This is a genomic window from Leptothoe spongobia TAU-MAC 1115, from assembly GCF_018739885.1.
GTDB lineage: Bacteria > Cyanobacteriota > Cyanobacteriia > Phormidesmidales > Phormidesmidaceae > Leptothoe > Leptothoe spongobia.
Genome location: NZ_JADOES010000002.1, coordinates 24821 through 42466, shown reverse-complemented (window position 1 = coordinate 42466; position 17646 = coordinate 24821). Strand labels below are relative to the sequence as shown.

The window sequence follows — 17646 nt, the reverse complement described above, 5'->3', positions numbered from 1 at the left end:
TCTCATCACACCCTGTTGACCCGCATCACCTTACATCTGTTTTGCTCGATGTATTTCCACTGAAATTAAAGGGATTATGGCTTTTGAGGCTTGATTTTTGGTTGGTTAAATAACAACAAAAATTAAACCAATCGATCATTGATGCTGATCACACAAGGCGCATAAGAAATGGTTTTTACTAAGTTTAGATGAAGGAAATCATACATTATGCCAATGACATTCCATTTTTTCATACTTAACCCTTAAAGATTATCTCTGTCTAGCATCAGAGTTTTTGCATAGAAAAGACTGCAGGTTTTACCGGGTCATAGTTGAACTAAGTAAGCCATAGATTGTTTGTTGAGGCTTTTTAGCTTAAAGCTAATTCATTCATAAAAGTTGTTGAGACCCTCTATTCTCTCTGACATGAGAGTCACTTCAAAGTCTCACGCCCATAGTCTATTCGAGATTAATTAGATCGAGCTAACTGCGAGGTCTTTTCGTAAGTCTTTATGGAATCTTCTCTTTAAAGTTGTAGCAAATTCAAACACCAAGGAACACGATAATGATGGGTAAAACTGAACAACTTCCAGTTGGGTTTATGTTCACACTACAGTGCGTATTCTATGCTGTCGTTTCACAACGATGGATACAACTGGAGTCTCGTATCAGTGCAATTATCGCGGGACTGGCAATTGGCTACATTTTATTGGAATGGTTCCCTGCTGTCAGTTATGAGTATATGGCTTGTGGGCAACAGATTTATTGGTTGCTAACGCTAACATTGAGCCTATATCTGGGGCTTAAACAGCTTTTTCCAGGTCAGTTCTCCTATGGTATGCTGCATCAAAGTATCGGCACCCAGAACATTCAACTAAAGAGAACTAATCAACGACTGTGCCAGCTCCTTCAAGAACAGACAATGTTAGAGCAGTCTCTCAAGGAAGAGAATCAAATGCTCTACAAACTGGCAAACACTGACGAGTTAACCCAGGTCCAGAATCGCCGTTTCTTTAGTCAACAGCTACACCATGAGTGGCAACAGCTCCAGCAAAAAGGTCGTCCCCTATCGGTGATTCTATTCGATGTGGATTATTTCAAACGTTATAACGATTGCTATGGGCATCTTGCCGGAGATGACTGTCTGCAAAAAATTGCCCAGGCAGCTAACGATAGTCTTCAGGATTCGACTGATTTTGTAGCTCGATATGGTGGAGAAGAGTTTGCTGTGGTGTTGCCAAATACCAATGAGCAAGAGGCAGTTGCGATCGCACAAAATATCCAACAAGCCATCCAAGCCTTAGCGATCTCTCACGCCCAATCTGACGCCAGTTCGATGGTTTCCATTAGTCTCGGCATTGCCAGTATGGTCCCGACGCTAGACACCTCGTCCAATCGACTAGTAGACTTGGCGGACCAGGCTCTGTACGCAGCCAAACGCCAAGGTCGCGATCGCTATGTACTCGCTTGAACCAGGATAGGAATACCTAGCTAGATGGTAGAATTCTAGCTAGGTTAGTGAGGAGCGACAAGCGTATAAGGTGTTACTAACAGGGCTAAACCTGTATTAGCAACACCAGTCACCCTATAGGATCAGCATAGCCATTTTATTCAAGTGTTGGCAGCTCTAAAACTCTTATCTTGTCTGATAAAAAGTGTTATCTTTTCATGCGCTATGGACAGTTACTAGGCTGATCTGGGGGAGTGCCAACTACATCATCAGATGAAATCCCCCTTGCTCCCTTGCTCTTTCCCCTAGTCTCAACCTGAAAATTCAGGGTTGACAGACCACTAAATTAACAGTCAATCTAAACAATATGTTGAAGCGCTTCATCTGGTAAAGCATAGGCTGTATTCAGTTCATCCTCAGTACCTTCAAACACCTCAGGAAATCTTGCGTGAGCCATTATCTCTACTGCAAAAATCTCTTGGACACCGCTGTCAAATCTTAGAAAGGCGACTGTTTCACCCGTATGGATGTTCAATACCCAAACCCCACATATGTACACAGGTGAGGGGCTCTTGTTCTAGGGTTGGTACAGATGTCATAGTATTTACGAACAAGATCTATGGGTAATCATTTATGGACATGTACTGGGCTGACCTGAGGGTGTCCCGACGACATCATCAAATCCGGTATTATTGGCAGCAACATTGTCAAAGTTCACAAAGTCTACCGTCGACCCTGGCTCAACGATGATATTCAGATCATTACCACCTGCGCTAAATGTATTGGGTCCACCACTGGTGTTACCACTAAATTGTGTAACACAGATGTTGCTAGTGGTTTCGTTAGTCTGGAGGATCACACTGTGCTCTCCTGCCTGTTGAATTTGATTATTGGTAATCGTGGCGTTGTTCATTGTGCCAGCATCCTCGATGGCAAATTCAATGCCCTGTGCCCCCTCTCCGATTGTCGAGACTGTGTTGCCCGATATGGTTGGATTGTTTAGTGTGCCGCTATAGACATAGGCATAAATACCATCACCATAGGAGCCAGTGGTGGTAATGGTATTGCCCGATATCGTGGTATTGTTTAGCGTCCCCTCATAGGTTTCCAAGTCGATGCCATTGGCGTTATTTCCTGCCGTTGTAATGGTATTCCCCGATATGGTGGTGTTGCTAATTTCGCCATTATAACTATTGGCGGCAATCCCATTGGAAATAGCTCTTGTTGTAGTCAGGGTATTGCCCGATATGGTTGTATCCCTAATGGTGCCACCCGTGTTCGCATATACATATATACCTTGAGATCCGATGCCCGTTGTCTCAATGGTGTTGCCTGAGATGGTCGCACGGCTAATGGTACCGTCACTGGCCAGTTCTAAAATACCATCCGTAAAGAAGCCGGATGTAGAAATTGTATTACCTGTGATGGTTGTATCGCTGATGGTGCCACCATTATAGGCATCGTCAATAATGCCGTAGGAAAACAGCTCAGTTGTTGTAATTGAGTTACCCGTAATCATGCTGTTACTGATGGTGCCACCATTGTCGGCATAGTTATCAATGCCACTGGCCCTGATGCCTGTTGTTGCAATAGAGTTACCTGAAATGGTTGTATTGCTGATGGTGCCGCCATTAGAGGCAGAGGTGTCAATGGCCCTGGCCCCCTCGCCGATAGTAGTAACAGAATTATCTGAAATCCTAGCGTTATTAACGACCTCACCAGCCAGGGCATTAGACTGAATACCACTGGCAGCAGTGGTGGTCACTTGATTGCGATCAATGGTAAAGTCACTCACATTTCGAGCATAGATACCACTAGTTTCTACTGTTTTCACATCGAACCCAGATAGCGTTGTGCCATTGCCCATGGTAACGGTGCTATTGACTAAGGGTAATGTTCCTGACCCTGAGCCCGGTAATGGGGTAATCCCCACATCCTGGACATCTAATGCCTGGATCACGCCGGTGGAGAGGACCTGCACATTATCTGGAATCGTAAAGCCGGCCAGACCTGTGCGGTCACCAGCCTCTACGTAGATCACATCATTGCCTGCAGTGGCTGCGATCGCAGTCCCATCGGTTACCGCACCTAACGGGGTCTCAAAGGTACCATCTCCACCCATTACCCCATCAGTTACATGGAGAAACCGCCATGTCTGCCCCGTTGCAGGATTCCTGGCGATCAGATTATTAGCCTGAGTCAAGGAGAATGTTGTAGCGGTCTGTTGATCAATGGCAATAACATGTCGTCGCTGCACCTCATTTCCGAGTCGAGCCACTAACGAGCCTGCCGAGGTTTCCCCCCGCTTACGATGAGAATTTCCACCAAATGTTACTCCCAGGTTAACAGCGACCGTTGTCCCAAAGTTGTCGTCTGACTGGACAGAAAGACCCCCTTGAAAATTATCAACCGCCACTTGCAATCGCCCCCGTCCCCCGACTACCGATGACGTCCCCGAGGCATCTAGAAAATAGACACCGCCATAGCCATACAGATTGCCCTGATCCCAGCTCAAGAGCTCATACCCGGCTTCCAGGTCCACCCCAGTCATTGCGGCTTCGTAGAGACGGGTAGTCGTTTGTTGATTCAGGCTTGAGTAAAGTAAATTATTTCCTGAAAATCTGAAATCTGAAAAGGTGGTACCGTTGTCTGCCACACTACTGGCAACTTCCCTCCGGGTAGAGCCCACCGGCAGATAAGCGTTTGTACTAACTATCCACTTATTGCCCTGCAAGTCGGCCCCCAGACCCATTTGATGAAATGTCTCATCCGAGGAAGTTTGGTTCACATCCCACCCAACATAGCCCCCTAAAACCAACTCGTTGTTAGGTAATTGAGTGCGATAGCCTAAACGCAAATTACCGTTGAAGTTATCGTCATTTGTAAAAAGATTAACCTGCCCTGCCGTGTAAAATGTACTTTGTTCAGGGATTTGTCCAAAGGGTACAAAAAAATGAAGACCGCCAAATGATGCATCATAGCCAACGCCGGGACCTGATTGAAAATTGACCCCAACCCGTGGCTCTACCTTTAGGGGCTGATCATCGGATCCATCAATATTTTGTGCTAGGGGGCGATCCTCTGGACGAGACTTTAATTCAGGCTGATTTTGTGCCCAGGCACTGGAGGCGGAAATCCCAATAAAAGTAACGAACGAAGCGGTGGTGCTGAGAACAGTGTTGCGGAGCAGAGCGTCAGGAATAAATGTTTTCACAATAGCTTGACCTTCAAAATAGAATGAATAGAGATGATTTCATCAATGGCTCGATAGGCCCTTGGACACTTTTGTTATTCTTGTCGTTCCAGGCCTATGTAACCATCGATGGCTGGCAACTTGTGGTGCATTGTAGAGTCAAAGCATGGTAAAAACACATTGAACGTCCTCTACGCTTAGTAGGTACTGTTTCAGTTGTTGTGTTTAAGATCCGGAATTAACAACAATAATATTAAGTTCGAACCATTCTGTCACCAGGGTTCCCATGATTTAAAGATGGCGTTGATTTCCTATTCAATAAACCTTTCAACCCTAACAGCTTTTGTTGTCAAGGACTAGAGAGATAAGTAATGACAACACTTTTTGCCACATGTAGAAAAACTGCCTGTGGTAAATGCCCACTTTTTATAACTTTTCATGAGCCAGGCCTGTGCCATAACAGGGAAGCCTGGATACATACACTTTAAACATAACGCTTGTGTCTTTTTTTTATTTATATTCCATGGCTATATCATGACCGTTGGAGAACACAGGAATGAGTGGAAAAACCGAACAAACTTCAGTTAGTTTTCTGTGCACATTAGGGCACATTTTCCACTCTTTCATGTCACAGCAATGGCCAAAACTAGAGTTGCACTGCGGCTCTGTTACCACAGGATTAGGCATTGCCTACATGTTGTTGGAAGTCGTTCCTGCTATTAAGGTTGAGTACACTATTGTGGGACAGCAGATCTATTGGCTGTTACTAATCGTCTTAAGTCTGTATTTTGAGCTTAAGTCTGTTTTCCCACGTCCATACCTCTACAGCTGCTTTACTCAGAACCTGAGTATTCAGAATGCTCAACTGCTCAAAGTCAACCAGCAGCTACGTCAAACTCTCCATGTCCAGACAATGACTGAACAACGGCTCGCAGCATCTAATCAAATCTTGCAGCGACTAGCTATCACCGATGGCTTGACTCAGATATATAATCGTCATTTCTTTGATCAACAGCTTCATGCTGCATGGCAAAGATTAGGCCAGGATGGCTGTCCTATCTCTATGATTCTGTTTGATGTGGACTATTTCAAACAGTACAACGATTACTATGGCCATCAAGCTGGCGATGTCTGTTTACAGCAAATTGCCCAGGTGGCGCGAACGAGTCTTCCTAGGCCAGTGGATTTTGTGGCCCGATATGGTGGCGAAGAATTTGCTGTGGTGTTGCCGAATATGAGTCAGCAAAGTGCGATCGCAACCGCCAAACGGATCCAACAGGCCCTGCAAAAGCTCGCCATTCCCCACCGTCGATCTAACGTTGGTGCCATCGTCTCCATTAGCCTGGGCATTGCCAGTATGGTCCCTACTATAGATACCTCCTGCAAGACGCTAGTAACCTTAGCCGACCAAGCCCTCTATGAGGCAAAACGTCAGGGTCGCGATCGCCATATTGCCAATTCAACAGTGTTGATCTGACCTGACATAAACTATGGCGTGAAATCTTGAAGCCGTTCGCCAAAGTAGTTTTGGTACAATTCGCAGGTAACTATCGCTTCATTCCGATGCAAATGTACCAGCCCCAAACTTTGTAATTTAAAGCCATCAATTTGATTGACACTGATGGGCGTAGACGCGACCAATATTTGGCTAAATGTGTTGACTAGATTGGGTGACTGTTGCAAATAACCAAGATGCCGATGGAGGTGCTGATGATAAATGCCAGTATCGGTGGCCGCCGTCGCTAGAATTTCACTGAATGAGACATTTTGCTTAACCAAATGGTACAGGGTGAGCCGCGTCAGGTAAGGATGTCCGCCCACCAGCTGTCTCAGCTCATCAATTTCAGTGCTGGATAATGTGAGGCCATGGTGCTGAGCTAGCAGGCTTACTTGCTCAGGATTAAAGGGTTGTAAATCAATGCTTAAGCCCACATTCAACGGTGATTGGTTAACATCTAAAGAGACATAAATCTCGGTAGAATGGACCATAATTAATCTGAGCAATCGCCACTGTTGATCCAATTTGCTGCGCTCATGCCAAAATCGCAACAACGTCAAAAATTCTTGAGCAACCTGGGGATATTCCAATAATTCATTGACTTCTTCAAACGCAATGACTAGAGGAGTCTCACATTGATTAATAATATGGGACTGGAGAAACAGGTTGCAGCTCATTTTACTACCTAAGTCTTCGTCCCAATAGTGATCAAGCTGAGGGGATAATCCCAATTGCGTTGCTAGATTGGCACAGATCCAACGCAACAATCGATTAATATCAGATAAAACGGCGGCTTCAGCCTGCTGAAAATTCAACACCACCGTTTTGTAATTGGATGTTTGAGCATGGCTCAAAATCCGGGTCAGCAGAGATGATTTGCCCATTTGCCGGGGCGCTTTAATCCGAATCAAAGCGCTCGGGATTGTGATTTCCTGCTGGCAACGACGATCGTTTTGCCCGCGCTCGATATACAGGGGGGAACCCAGGGGAACACTGCCTTCTGGAAAGGCCAAATTATTGTCAGTAGCTGGAGACTCACCACTGGCAACATCAATGTTAGTAAACCCAGGCTCATTGGCAGCTACATGGACTAAGCCCCTGGGCTGGTTTGATGTTGGGCTGGCGAGGGATCTGGCCGCAAGCTGTTGGGCTTGATCAGCAAAATATCGACATAGGATTGTTTTGACCGTCCCTTTGGTCACTTTTTCCCCAGTAATCTGCGATAAGATTCGCCATAGCTTTGGCCCTACCCCCTGTTGTAAATAGCTGAGGGAATACTGAGTTTCCTGGGCTAATTGTTTATAGGTTTTACGACTGCCTGTCCATGCTTCTTGGAACACCAGTACCTGAACTGAACTCAAGTGCTGACCAGTGTGGTGTTTGATCACATCATCCGTCAGCTTTAGAGCTTGGCCCAAATCGATGGATTGTGCATCTGTCTCCTCAAACATAGTTACGCTGACATGGGTGTAACCTAAAAATAGATCACAATACGCCTTAAATTAAGCCCATAGTAGGACAGTAATAATTTATTAACCACTACTGTGTCTACCCTGGATTAGGTGAGTATCCATTGGGGGTTACTAATGGCTCAGGACGCTTTGGTATGAGCCACCCGAATTTCTTAAATTACGAGTAGATCTCTTAAGTTTGCAACGGTATCAATTTTTATAAGGCTACTCTTGATCTACAAACTCTAATAGTTGGGTCCATAGCGTCTTTGATGCTCTATCTGTCGGGTTAGTCTGTAACGCTTGATGGAGTGTGACAACTGCTTCGTACCAATATCCTTGGCTGGTGTACCAGGAAATCTGTTCAGGGACAGATTGTTGCTGTATTAATGTTGTTGTTTCGGTTGTGGCCACCCGTTGCACCCAACCGCTAAAAATAGGGTGGTTGGGATTTACCTGGCCATCACAGGCGACTAATAGAGTCCACTTATAATTTTTACCGATGGCTAAAGGCGGCCGATCGTTGGGTAGTGAAAATCCTTGAATGGAATGTTCTGGATCAATCGACACTGTCACCCGTTCACTATAATCTCCAGCTTGATCTTCAAATCGCAGCACTACGAAAGGGGCGACTATCCCATCAAAATTGATAAAGACTGTTGGATGGTCTTGCCATGTTAATCCGAAGTTCCCAGATGGCATTACAGGCCGAATTCTGCGGTGATTTGAAGCTGGGGTGTCCGGATCCGACGTTAGCTCTGCAGTCGACTCTGCTACTGTTGTCGTGCATGATCCAGTCCGTGCCCCTGAGCCCCGGCTAGTATCAGGCCGCCCATCGCCTGGGGGGTCAAAATTTTGAGAAAAGTTAAAGCTAGGGCTAGGGGGAGTCTGTGCTATTGATGGACTCACTGCTTTACTGGCATGGGCTGTGTCCATGACAATGGTTTGGATGCCCCCCATTGATGCGAGTAGAGTGATGATAAAAATACTATGTTTAGAAAATAACACTAGATCAACCGTTGCTAATACGGGCAATTACACAACCAATACCGTTATCTCATACCAGTCCCCGGTTCAATAGAGCATTAAATCAGCGGGCAGCATAGATAGCTTGATGTCCTCAGGTCATCCCATCATAGGCAAATAAACCACATCTGACGATAGATAAAAACTGATAAAAAGTGATAAAAGCTGATATTTTTATTCGATCTTCATGGAGAAGGGGGCTAAACCTCCTATCAACATGTTGTCATCTACACTATCTACATTGATACGGTCTGACGTTTGCAACGTACCTACCCATGCTCCCAGCCTCCCATCGATATCCAGTTGGCGGTAGTTTATCGGTTGATTCGCCTTATTATGTTGAGCGGCCAGCCGATGCATTGCTCTACGAGGCATTAACCGTTGGAGATTTTTGCTATGTCCTGAATTCTCGGCAGATGGGTAAGTCATCGTTGTTGGTCCGGACCAAATATCGTTTGGAGCAACAGGGTACTCAATGTGTGGCCCTTGATCTCACCGGGATTGGTGGGATCGCATCAACGCCTGAACAATGGTATAAAGGCATCTTTGTGCAGATTTGCCTGGATCTTAATCTTTTAGGAAAAGTTAATTTCAAATTATGGTGGAAAGACCATGCTGATTTGCCGCTAGCGCAGAGAATTACGCTCTTTATTCGAGATATTTTACGGGTCTATATTCCAGATCGTTCCATTGTTATTTTGGTGGATGAGATTGATACGGTTCTTAGTCTGAGCTTCTCTAGTGATGACTTTTTTGCGTTAATTCGGTTTTGTTATAACCAGCGATCGATCGATCCTAATTATCATCGGATTGCCTTTGCCCTATTTGGTGTCGCTAACCCGGCTAATCTAATTCAAGATCCTCAACGTACCCCTTTTAATATTGGGCAGGCTATTCCACTTCAGGGGTTTACTATTCATCAGACAGAACCATTGATGCGGGGGTTAAAGCTACCCTATGCGCTGGCCTTTGATATTCTTAAAGAGATTTTAAGTTGGACGGGGGGACAACCTCTTTTAACCCAAAAACTTTGCAAAATTGTGGGGGAGCGTTTGCCGCAAAATCTTTTATTAGAAGACTCTGCACCTACACAAAAAGTTTCTTTAACCCAGCCTATTGCTGATTTTATAGAAGGATTAATCTATGCTGATATTATTGGAAATTGGGAATCTAAAGATACTCCAGAACATTTGCTGACAATTTCAAAGCGAATTTTGTCTAATGCTCAAATGACAGGTCGGTTATTGGGAATTTATCAGAGGATTTTAGCCAATGATGTGATCAAATTAGACTATAGCCCTGAGCATATTGAGTTGTTACTGTCAGGTTTAGTGATCAATCAAGATGAGGTTCTCCAAAGCAAGAATCGGATCTATCGAGCTGTGTTTAATGTCCAGTGGGTGAATGATCATTTAGAACAGCTCCGTCCCTATGCTCAACAGTTGAATGTCTGGTGTGTTTCACAACAACAGTCTGACCACTTGCTAACAGGATTCGCTTTAAAGGAAGCCCTGGCTTGGGCTCAGGATAAACAGTTAAGCGACTTAGATTATCGCTTTTTGGGGGCGAGTCAAGCCTTAGACAATCAATCGACTGCCCAGGAATTAGCGACAGAGAGACAAGAGCGAGCATTTGCCGAACGGATGGTAAGTTCGCTGCAAACGGCTACCCAGGTCTTTGCGGAAGCTCGTCAAACGGCTAGGAAGCAGGTGCGCCATGTCAAATTGGGGCGAAGGTGGATTGGTGGGATTGCGGCTGGGGTTACGGGTGGGGTGCTGGTGCTGCGGCTTACGGGGATATTGCAGGGCTTGGAGTGGCTGGCCTTTGACCAGATTGTCCAACGGCTGCCATCCCCAGGACTTGATTCTAGAATTACGATTATCACGGTGGATGAACCTGATATCCAGGTGGCTGGGAGCTATCCCCTCTCGGGACAAGTCTTGGCCGATTGTCTGCAAATGCTCAATCGCTATCAACCGAGGGGCATCGGTTTAGATATCTATCGCGATGTTCCTGTTGAACCTGGCCATGGGGCATTGGTACAGGAATTGTCACGCTCCCCCCATCTGATCGGTGTTGAGCAGGTGATTGAGCCTACTATTGCAGTGTTACCGGTGTTGGCAAAGCAAGGCCAAATGGGATTTGGCGATCAGGTGGTGGATGGCGATGGGACGATTCGTCGGGCCACCCTGTCGATTAAATCCACCGATGGTACGTCACTCCACCTTAGTTTTGCGTTGCAATTGGCGCTCAATTATCTGGCCACTGAAGGCATTACCCCAGAGGATTTGGCCCATGGTTGGACTCAATTGGGCCAAGCGACCATCAAACCCTTTGAGCCTAATACCAGTGGCTTTTATGTGGGGGCAGAGGACGGGGGGTATCAGATGTTGCTCAACTACCATGGGCCGATAACAGGCTTTCAACAGGTGTCGTTGGCTGATGTATTGGCAGGGCAGGTTGACCCTGAGGTGATTCGCGATCGCATCGTGCTAATTGGCTTTACGGCAGAGAGTGTCAATGATTTGTTTCCGTCACCCTACAGTAATCGCATCATCGGTAGTTCTCGCCCCATGCCTGGCATTGTTGTCCATGCCAATGTGATCAGCCAGCTCCTCAGTGCCACCTTAGATGGGCGACCGTTATTGCAGGTGTGGCCCCAATCGGGAGAATGGCTCTGGATTGCCGTTTGGGCCGGTATCGGGGCAACGATAACCTGGAAAATTCGCTCGATGGTTGGTCAGATTTTTGGGGTTGCGATCGCAACTGGAAGTTTGTTAGGCCTTGCCATAGTTGCCTTTGCCCATGGTTGGTGGATTCCCCTGGTTCCCCCCTTATTCACCCTAGTCGGAGCTGCCATCATCCTGCCGGTGGCCACCGCTAAACATATGGAAATGTTACAGCTCCGTCAAACCGTAACTATCCTGATGGATACGGTGCGAGACAACCCATTGGTTGGAGAAATTGCCATTGCCTATTTAAAGCAGGTCGAAGGACAAGAACCGGCCCGATTAGCCCTGATTGAACAATGTCTGGATCAGGCTAATGTGAAACTTGGGCAGCAGGCTCACCCATTAGCTGGAGATAATTGCCCCTCACCGTAGCTGCTGTTCAATGCCCATTTATTAAGAGTCATGGATTACCGCTGCGGATTTTGGGGAGTTTGGCGCAGTATCGAGCTAAAGGGATCCATGTTGCTGCTGGGACTTGTCTGAAAATCGCTATGCTGAAATCTCTTCAGCGCTTATTGATAAAAGGCTATCGTTGGTTATGGCGACGGGGTTGGCGGGTGAAAACTGGCTTATTTCTGCTGCTGGTTGGACTGCTGTTGGGAGTGATTGTGCGAGGCATACCTGATTGGGTCCCTGTGCATGGGGTAGATTTAGCTCAGGTGGATCAGGCAGTGGAATTTCGCGATCGCAACCACCTCCCCCTCGGCACCCTCCTCTCCCGCGACCAAGAACACACCGCCGTTGTCCCCCTATCCCAGGTCTCTCCTCACTTTCGCCAGGCCATTCTCGCCGCTGAAGACCGACGGTTTTATCAACACGGTCCGGTTGATTTACAGGCCCTAGCTCGCGCCAGTCTACAGGCTATGCGTACCCGTCGCATTGTCAGTGGCGCATCCACCGTGACCATGCAGTTGGCCCGCATGGTCGATCCCGTGCCCCGCACATTTGTCGGTAAGGCACAACAAATCTGGTCCGCCTGGCGACTGGCCGCAGGCATGACCAAGGATGAAATCCTGACCGCCTACGTTAATCGACTGCCCATGGGGGGCAACATCTACGGCGTTGAAGCGGCTGCCCGTGTCTACTTTGGTGTGCCTGCCGCTGACCTTACCGTGGCCCAGGCTAGTCTACTAGCCGCTCTGCCCAATGCCCCCAGTGCCCTCAACCCCTACACCAATTGGGATGACCTCAAACAACGACAACAGTATGTGCTCAATCGCATGGTGGCAGCTGGGGCGCTCACCCAGAATCAGTCTGAGCGCATCTATGATCAACCCATTGCACTTCAACCCATCGATCAAGACGTTCTGGTAGCCCCCCACTTTCTTTTTTGGCTAGCCGACCAGCTCCCCCCAGAACATGCTGCCCAGATTCAAACCAGCCTCGATATCTCCCTTCAGCGTTTTGTCACCGCCCAGGTTCAACAAGCTATTCAAGGCTTAGCTGCCAAAAATGTTCGTCATGCAGCTGCTCTTGTGGTTGATAATGCCACCAGCGAGGTGTTGGCCTATGTGGGCTCGCCCAGTTATTTCTCTACGCAACAAACCGGCCAGAACGATGGCGTTCAAGCCCTGCGCCAGCCAGGCTCCACCCTCAAACCCTTTCTCTACCAGCTGGCATTAGAACAGGATGTGATTCAGCCCAACACCATCCTGGCAGATGTACCCACCCACTATGGGATTCCGGGGGCTCAGCTCTATAGTCCCACAGACTTTAGTGAGACCTTTCAGGGACCTGTGCGGGTGCGAACAGCTTTGGGAAATTCTCTTAATGTTCCTGCCGTACGTATTTTGGAGAAAGTGGGGGTTGATGACTTTCTAGAATACTTACACCAGCTGGGTTTTAGTCACTTGGATAAATCTCCTGACCATTATGGTTTAGGTCTGGCTCTAGGCAGTGGCGAAGTCACCTTATGGGAATTGGCGCAGGCATATTTAACCCTAGCTCATCAGGGTGATTCTAGGATTTCTTTGTCTCCTGTTAAATCAGGCTCCTTGGGAGACACTTCTTTTGCTTGGACATTATCAGGTGAGCCTAATGCCTCTGCAAAGGGCAGGCACAAGGCCAGCCCCTACAGTTCCCTTTCCCCTACTCCCCTACTCCCTTTCTCCCCTTCACCCACCTGGTCCCTGATCACCGACATCCTTGCCGACCCCCACGCCCGCGCCTCTGCCTTCGGTGTAGACTCCGTCCTCAACCTGCCGTTTCCTGCCGCTGTTAAAACCGGCACTTCTTCAGATTTTCGCGATACCTGGACCGTCGGGTTCACCTCTGACTACACCGTCGCCACCTGGGTCGGTAACTTTGATGGCACCCCCATGCAGGATGTTTCAGGCGTTACGGGGGCAGCTCCCCTCTGGCATCGGATTATGGTGCATTTGCATGAGACCCAGGAGCCAGATCGGTTTACTCCACCCGCTGGCATGGTAAAACGACCTATCTGTGCCCTAACGGGACAAAGGCCCACCTCTGACTGTGACGCTGTTGTGCAAGAATACTTTGCTTTGGAAGATTTGGCGGCTTATGAACAGAATGCCACAGCAGCAAGCCAGACTGATATGCAAGTAGCTAGCACAGGGTTAACGATTGTCTCTCCTAAGCCGGGAAGTCGATTTTTGCTGTACCCAGATGATCAAGACCAGCGTCTGGAATTTCGGGTGGCTGAAAGAGATTCCCAGCCACCCCTATCGGTTAAATGGCGGCTGAATGGTCAGCCCCTGGCTGCCGATAAATCTTCTTTATTTTGGCCGATGCAGCCAGGGCAGTGGCGTTTAGATGCCCGTAGCGGTAACCAGCAAGCCCAGGTGCAGTTTGAGGTCACCCTGGCAGAAGAACAATCTGTTCGATCCGGATTTTCTCTCCGAGAGAGTCAGTGAACAACAATTATCATTATGGCTGCAGGACATCTAATACTCAGATGTTGCACCAATGTCGATGGCGAGCATCCAACCCACTGAAGCCGAGATCGCGCCCCGTATTTTCCTTCCATCGCCCTGAAACCTTTCAGGAACGAGCTGTACAACACCTATGATTCGGATGAAATTGAGGCTAGAGCCCGTACGGGTCTAGAACTGAGTGATAAGGTAACTGAGTGATAAGGTATTGGATTCGCAGATGCAGGCGGCCCAGCGGTCGCGGATCCGGGAGGCAGCCAGTGCGTTTACGACGGAGGTGATCGACTACCTGGAAAATGTGCGGAAAGTGCATGAGCAGGTGATCGATACGGTAAATTATAGATAGGATCTTGGTAGAGATGAATGAGGCATTGGTTGCGTAAGATGACACAAAGACCAGGTTTTCATCCGTTTAGCAAAGGGTTACTGATTGTTTTAATGAACTATAACGATCATGCTCCGCCCCATGTCCATGTGAAATATTAGGGGGATGTACGTAGCTTTTGAAACGACGGCAGCGTAATAACGGAGAGAGCAGTCTATGGAAGCGTTGATTGAAACTATTCTTGACAAGCTTAAGCGGTTATCTAGTGCTAGATTGCAAACGATTTTGGAATTTGTCACGTTTCTAGATTGGCAGCAAGCACGGTCAGAGCAGCTCGCAAATGATGATGCGCATAGATTGGCTCGTGAACAGCGGTTGACACTGAGTCGGTCTGCCAAGGGGCGATTTGCCCATTTGCCTAATTCGAGTGCTGCCTTTGCTAGCAAGAAACTAGCAAAAATAAATGCAATAACCGAGGTTGGCGGTTAGGCTTTCTATAGGGAGGTAAAACGTTTATGGATGCGTTGATTGAAACCATTGTTGATAAGCTCAGACGGCTGTCAGTTTCTCAGCTACAGATAATTCTAGAATTTGTCAATTTTCTAGATTGGCAGGCGACTCAAAAAAGCAAAACCCAAGAGCATCTAGATGCACAAGCAGAATGGCAAGCTGTTGTAGAAGAATGCGCTGGTGCTTGGCCAGATTTCCCTACAGCTGAAGAACTCAGGGCAAATATGGGTCAGGATGTTGTACGGGAACAGTTTTGATGTACGTCTTAGATACAAACACGCTGATCTATTTATTTAAAGGAATGGGACGGATAGGCGAGCGGATGCAATCTGTCTCGTCGGGTGAAGTTGGCATTTCAACGCTTGTGTTGTATGAGCTGTATGTAGGTATTGCAAAGTCTCAAAATCCGACTCGTCGGAAACAGTTACTCGAAAGTTTGACGAGTCAATCTATAATTCTTCCATTTGATCAGAAAGCGGCTAAAGTGGCTAGTCAGATTCGGGCGCGGTTAGAAAGTATGGGGCAGCCTATTGGACCTATCGATACTTTAATTACTGGGGTGGCGATGGCTCAGGATGCGACGCTTATCACACATAATGTGAAGGAGTTTTCCAGAGTGGGAGGTTTATCGATTGAAGATTGGTACTGCTAAACATCCCAAAACCAACATCGAGATAAGCCAAAGAAATCGAAATCTTCCAGAAGGATGGTCTTGTGAGACTGTAGGCTCTCTTTATACTCTTATTGGTGGAGGAACACCTTCTACAAAGCTAAAAGAATATTGGAATGGTAGTTTTCCATGGATTACAAGTGCAGACATTCAGAACTTAGATCGAATTGCACCGAGAAAGTTTATTACAGCAGATGCAATCGACAACTCGACCACGAATCTAGTTCCTTCTGGCACTATTGTTGTTGTTGTTACGCGCGTTGGACTAGGCAAGCTAACTTTAACCAATAAAAAAATTTGTTTTAGTCAAGATTCTCAAGGATTGGTTGATAAAACGAATGGGAAGGCAATCTACAACAAGTATGCCTTGTATTATTTGTCATTAGCTGTCAGAGAATTTAAATATAAAAGTCGTGGAACTACTATCAATGGGGTTACCAAGAAGCAACTTTCAGATCTCAATTTCCTGTTACCTCCCCTTGCTGAACAACAACGTATCGTAGACAAAATCGAGGAGCTTTTTTCTGAGCTGGATGAGGGAATCAAAAGCCTCAAAACTACCCAGCAGCAGCTCAAGATCTACCGTCAGGCGGTTCTGAAATGGGCGTTTGAGGGCAAGCTCACGGCCCAGTGGCGCGAGGAACAGCAGGGCAAGCTGGAATCGGCAGAAACGCTGTTGGCCCAAATTAAAGCCGAGCGAGAACAGCACTATCAGAAAGCATTGGAAGTTTGGCAAGTAGAAGTTGATGTTTGGGAGGCTAATGAGAAGGTAGGAAATAAACCCACTAAGCAGAAAAAGTTCAAGGAATTAAAGCCAATTAGTGATGATGAGCTAAACGAACTACCAACTGTTCCAAATGATTGGCCTTATATTCGTGCAGAAGGTATTTCAGATTTTATTACAAAGGGTACAACACCCAAAAAAGGAGAGTTATTTGAAGATACTGGCGATATCCCTTTCATCAAAGTCTATAACTTAACCCATGTCGGCAGCCTGGACTTCTTCATCAATCCTACGTTTGTTAATGACAGCAGACACCATGGCTTTCTGAAACGCTCTCAGGTGCTACCTGGTGATGTTCTAATGAATATAGTCGGTCCTCCTTTAGGCAAAGTCTCTTTAGTCTCTGCCATCTTCTCTGAATGGAACATTAATCAGGCAATTGTCAAGTATAGAACTTTCAATTCAATCTCAAATTTACATACATCCCCCACCCCACCATGAACACCCTAGAAACCCTGAAAATCAAACTCCGAGACCTCAAACCCAAACTCCAGCAAGACTACCAAGTCACCCAGCTTGGTCTCTTTGGTTCCTACGTGCGCGGCGAACAAACCGAAAATAGCGACATCGACATCCTGGTCGAATTTGCTCCAGAGGTGTCCTTTGGCCTGGTCACCTTCTGTACCCTTGAAAATCAGCTAAGCGATAGCCTGGGTCAAAAAGTTGATCTGGTCATGAAAGATGCATTGAAACCACATATTGGCAAAAAGATCTTAGAAGAGGTAATTTACCTATGACTCAGCGGGACATTCGCGATTACTTACAAGATATTTTGAATCATATTGCCGCCGCTGAACGATTTATCAACGGTATGACCTTTGATGATTTTCAATCTGACGAGAAAACCATCTTTGCCCTGATCCGTGCTCTGGAAGTCATTGGCGAAGCCATCAAACAAATTCCGCCATCCCTGACTGAGCAATACCCAGATATCCCATGGCGAGGCTTTGCAGGAATGCGCGACAAGCTTATCCATGTATACTTTGGCGTCAAGCTTGAAATCCTATGGAATACGGCCCAACAAGACTTACCACAGCTGCAACCTGTTATCCAAGCTATGCTAGCGCAGCTAGAAAATGAAGATTAGGCTAGCCCAGACATTCATACTTTCTTATTTTTTCGAGTTTGCAATAG

General features: G+C 46.8%; 15 protein-coding genes. 11 read left to right on the top strand and 4 right to left on the bottom strand.

The window, feature by feature from the left end; genetic code table 11:
* Positions 1 to 544 precede the first annotated feature (544 nt).
* A complete protein-coding gene (locus IXB50_RS01075) occupies positions 545 to 1450 on the top strand; it encodes a diguanylate cyclase (protein WP_215607089.1) in 906 nt (301 codons plus the stop codon).
* A gap of 337 nt (positions 1451 to 1787) precedes the next feature.
* On the opposite strand, the gene IXB50_RS22365 is transcribed toward IXB50_RS01075, so the two are convergent.
* Positions 1788 to 1988 carry a DUF4915 domain-containing protein gene (locus tag IXB50_RS22365; RefSeq protein ID WP_215607088.1) on the bottom strand — a complete coding sequence of 67 codons (201 nt, stop codon included), beginning with the start codon at positions 1986 to 1988 and terminating at the stop codon, positions 1788 to 1790.
* Between the two features lie 72 nt (positions 1989 to 2060).
* Positions 2061 to 4643, bottom strand: coding sequence for a beta strand repeat-containing protein (locus IXB50_RS01065; RefSeq protein ID WP_215607087.1), 2583 nt, complete (start codon positions 4641 to 4643; stop codon positions 2061 to 2063).
* 604 nt (positions 4644 to 5247) lie between these two features.
* Here IXB50_RS01065 and IXB50_RS01060 point away from each other — a divergent pair.
* On the top strand, positions 5248 to 6099 hold the full coding sequence (locus tag IXB50_RS01060) for a diguanylate cyclase (protein ID WP_215607086.1): 852 nt from the start codon (positions 5248 to 5250) through the stop codon (positions 6097 to 6099).
* Positions 6100 to 6110: 11 nt separating this feature from the next.
* On the opposite strand, the gene IXB50_RS01055 is transcribed toward IXB50_RS01060, so the two are convergent.
* Positions 6111 to 7571, bottom strand: a complete 1461-nt coding sequence (locus IXB50_RS01055; RefSeq protein ID WP_215607085.1) for an AAA-like domain-containing protein — start codon at positions 7569 to 7571, stop codon at positions 6111 to 6113.
* A gap of 225 nt (positions 7572 to 7796) precedes the next feature.
* Complete coding sequence (locus IXB50_RS01050; RefSeq protein ID WP_215607084.1) at positions 7797 to 8531, bottom strand: DUF928 domain-containing protein; 735 nt, start codon at positions 8529 to 8531, stop codon at positions 7797 to 7799.
* A 341-nt stretch (positions 8532 to 8872) separates the two neighbouring features.
* On the opposite strand from IXB50_RS01050, the gene IXB50_RS01045 reads away from it, so the two are divergent.
* From IXB50_RS01045 to IXB50_RS01005, 9 genes are all read left to right on the top strand, one after another.
* Complete coding sequence (locus IXB50_RS01045) at positions 8873 to 11701, top strand: CHASE2 domain-containing protein (protein WP_215607083.1); 2829 nt, start codon at positions 8873 to 8875, stop codon at positions 11699 to 11701.
* Between the two features lie 119 nt (positions 11702 to 11820).
* Positions 11821 to 14205: a penicillin-binding protein 1C gene (gene pbpC / locus IXB50_RS01040; protein WP_215607082.1), complete on the top strand. Its 2385-nt coding sequence runs from the start codon at positions 11821 to 11823 to the stop codon at positions 14203 to 14205.
* A gap of 226 nt (positions 14206 to 14431) precedes the next feature.
* Entirely contained in the window at positions 14432 to 14569 is a 138-nt protein-coding gene (locus IXB50_RS01035) for a hypothetical protein (protein WP_215607081.1), read from the top strand.
* A gap of 195 nt (positions 14570 to 14764) precedes the next feature.
* Positions 14765 to 15037: a hypothetical protein gene (locus IXB50_RS01030; RefSeq protein WP_215607080.1), complete on the top strand. Its 273-nt coding sequence runs from the start codon at positions 14765 to 14767 to the stop codon at positions 15035 to 15037.
* 26 nt (positions 15038 to 15063) lie between these two features.
* Positions 15064 to 15315, top strand: a complete 252-nt coding sequence (locus IXB50_RS01025; RefSeq protein ID WP_215607079.1) for a hypothetical protein — start codon at positions 15064 to 15066, stop codon at positions 15313 to 15315.
* On the top strand, positions 15315 to 15710 hold the full coding sequence (locus IXB50_RS01020) for a type II toxin-antitoxin system VapC family toxin (protein WP_215607078.1): 396 nt from the start codon (positions 15315 to 15317) through the stop codon (positions 15708 to 15710). Before IXB50_RS01025 ends, IXB50_RS01020 begins: the two co-directional genes overlap by 1 nt.
* Complete coding sequence (locus tag IXB50_RS01015) at positions 15691 to 16953, top strand: restriction endonuclease subunit S (protein WP_215607077.1); 1263 nt, start codon at positions 15691 to 15693, stop codon at positions 16951 to 16953. Before IXB50_RS01020 ends, IXB50_RS01015 begins: the two co-directional genes overlap by 20 nt.
* Positions 16950 to 17249 carry a nucleotidyltransferase family protein gene (locus tag IXB50_RS01010; protein WP_215607076.1) on the top strand — a complete coding sequence of 100 codons (300 nt, stop codon included), beginning with the start codon at positions 16950 to 16952 and terminating at the stop codon, positions 17247 to 17249. Before IXB50_RS01015 ends, IXB50_RS01010 begins: the two co-directional genes overlap by 4 nt.
* Positions 17246 to 17599, top strand: a complete 354-nt coding sequence (locus tag IXB50_RS01005) for a HepT-like ribonuclease domain-containing protein (RefSeq protein WP_215607075.1) — start codon at positions 17246 to 17248, stop codon at positions 17597 to 17599. The genes IXB50_RS01010 and IXB50_RS01005 overlap by 4 nt, the downstream gene beginning before the upstream one ends.
* Positions 17600 to 17646: the final 47 nt, after the last annotated feature.

Excerpts from the sequence above, each read along its gene's own strand:
- pbpC (WP_215607082.1), top strand. The coding sequence starts at position 11,821 with ATGCTGAAATCTCTTCAGCGCTTATTGATAAAAGGCTATCGTTGGTTA.
- IXB50_RS01050 (WP_215607084.1), bottom strand. The coding sequence starts at position 8,531 with ATGGGGGGCATCCAAACCATTGTCATGGACACAGCCCATGCCAGTAAA.
- IXB50_RS01025 (WP_215607079.1), top strand. The coding sequence starts at position 15,064 with ATGGATGCGTTGATTGAAACCATTGTTGATAAGCTCAGACGGCTGTCA.
- IXB50_RS01010 (WP_215607076.1), top strand. The coding sequence starts at position 16,950 with ATGAACACCCTAGAAACCCTGAAAATCAAACTCCGAGACCTCAAACCC.
- IXB50_RS01060 (WP_215607086.1), top strand. The coding sequence starts at position 5,248 with ATGTCACAGCAATGGCCAAAACTAGAGTTGCACTGCGGCTCTGTTACC.
- IXB50_RS01030 (WP_215607080.1), top strand. The coding sequence starts at position 14,765 with ATGGAAGCGTTGATTGAAACTATTCTTGACAAGCTTAAGCGGTTATCT.
- IXB50_RS01005 (WP_215607075.1), top strand. The coding sequence starts at position 17,246 with ATGACTCAGCGGGACATTCGCGATTACTTACAAGATATTTTGAATCAT.
- IXB50_RS01045 (WP_215607083.1), top strand. The coding sequence starts at position 8,873 with ATGCTCCCAGCCTCCCATCGATATCCAGTTGGCGGTAGTTTATCGGTT.
- IXB50_RS01055 (WP_215607085.1), bottom strand. The coding sequence starts at position 7,571 with ATGTTTGAGGAGACAGATGCACAATCCATCGATTTGGGCCAAGCTCTA.
- IXB50_RS01020 (WP_215607078.1), top strand. The coding sequence starts at position 15,315 with ATGTACGTCTTAGATACAAACACGCTGATCTATTTATTTAAAGGAATG.
- IXB50_RS01075 (WP_215607089.1), top strand. The coding sequence starts at position 545 with ATGATGGGTAAAACTGAACAACTTCCAGTTGGGTTTATGTTCACACTA.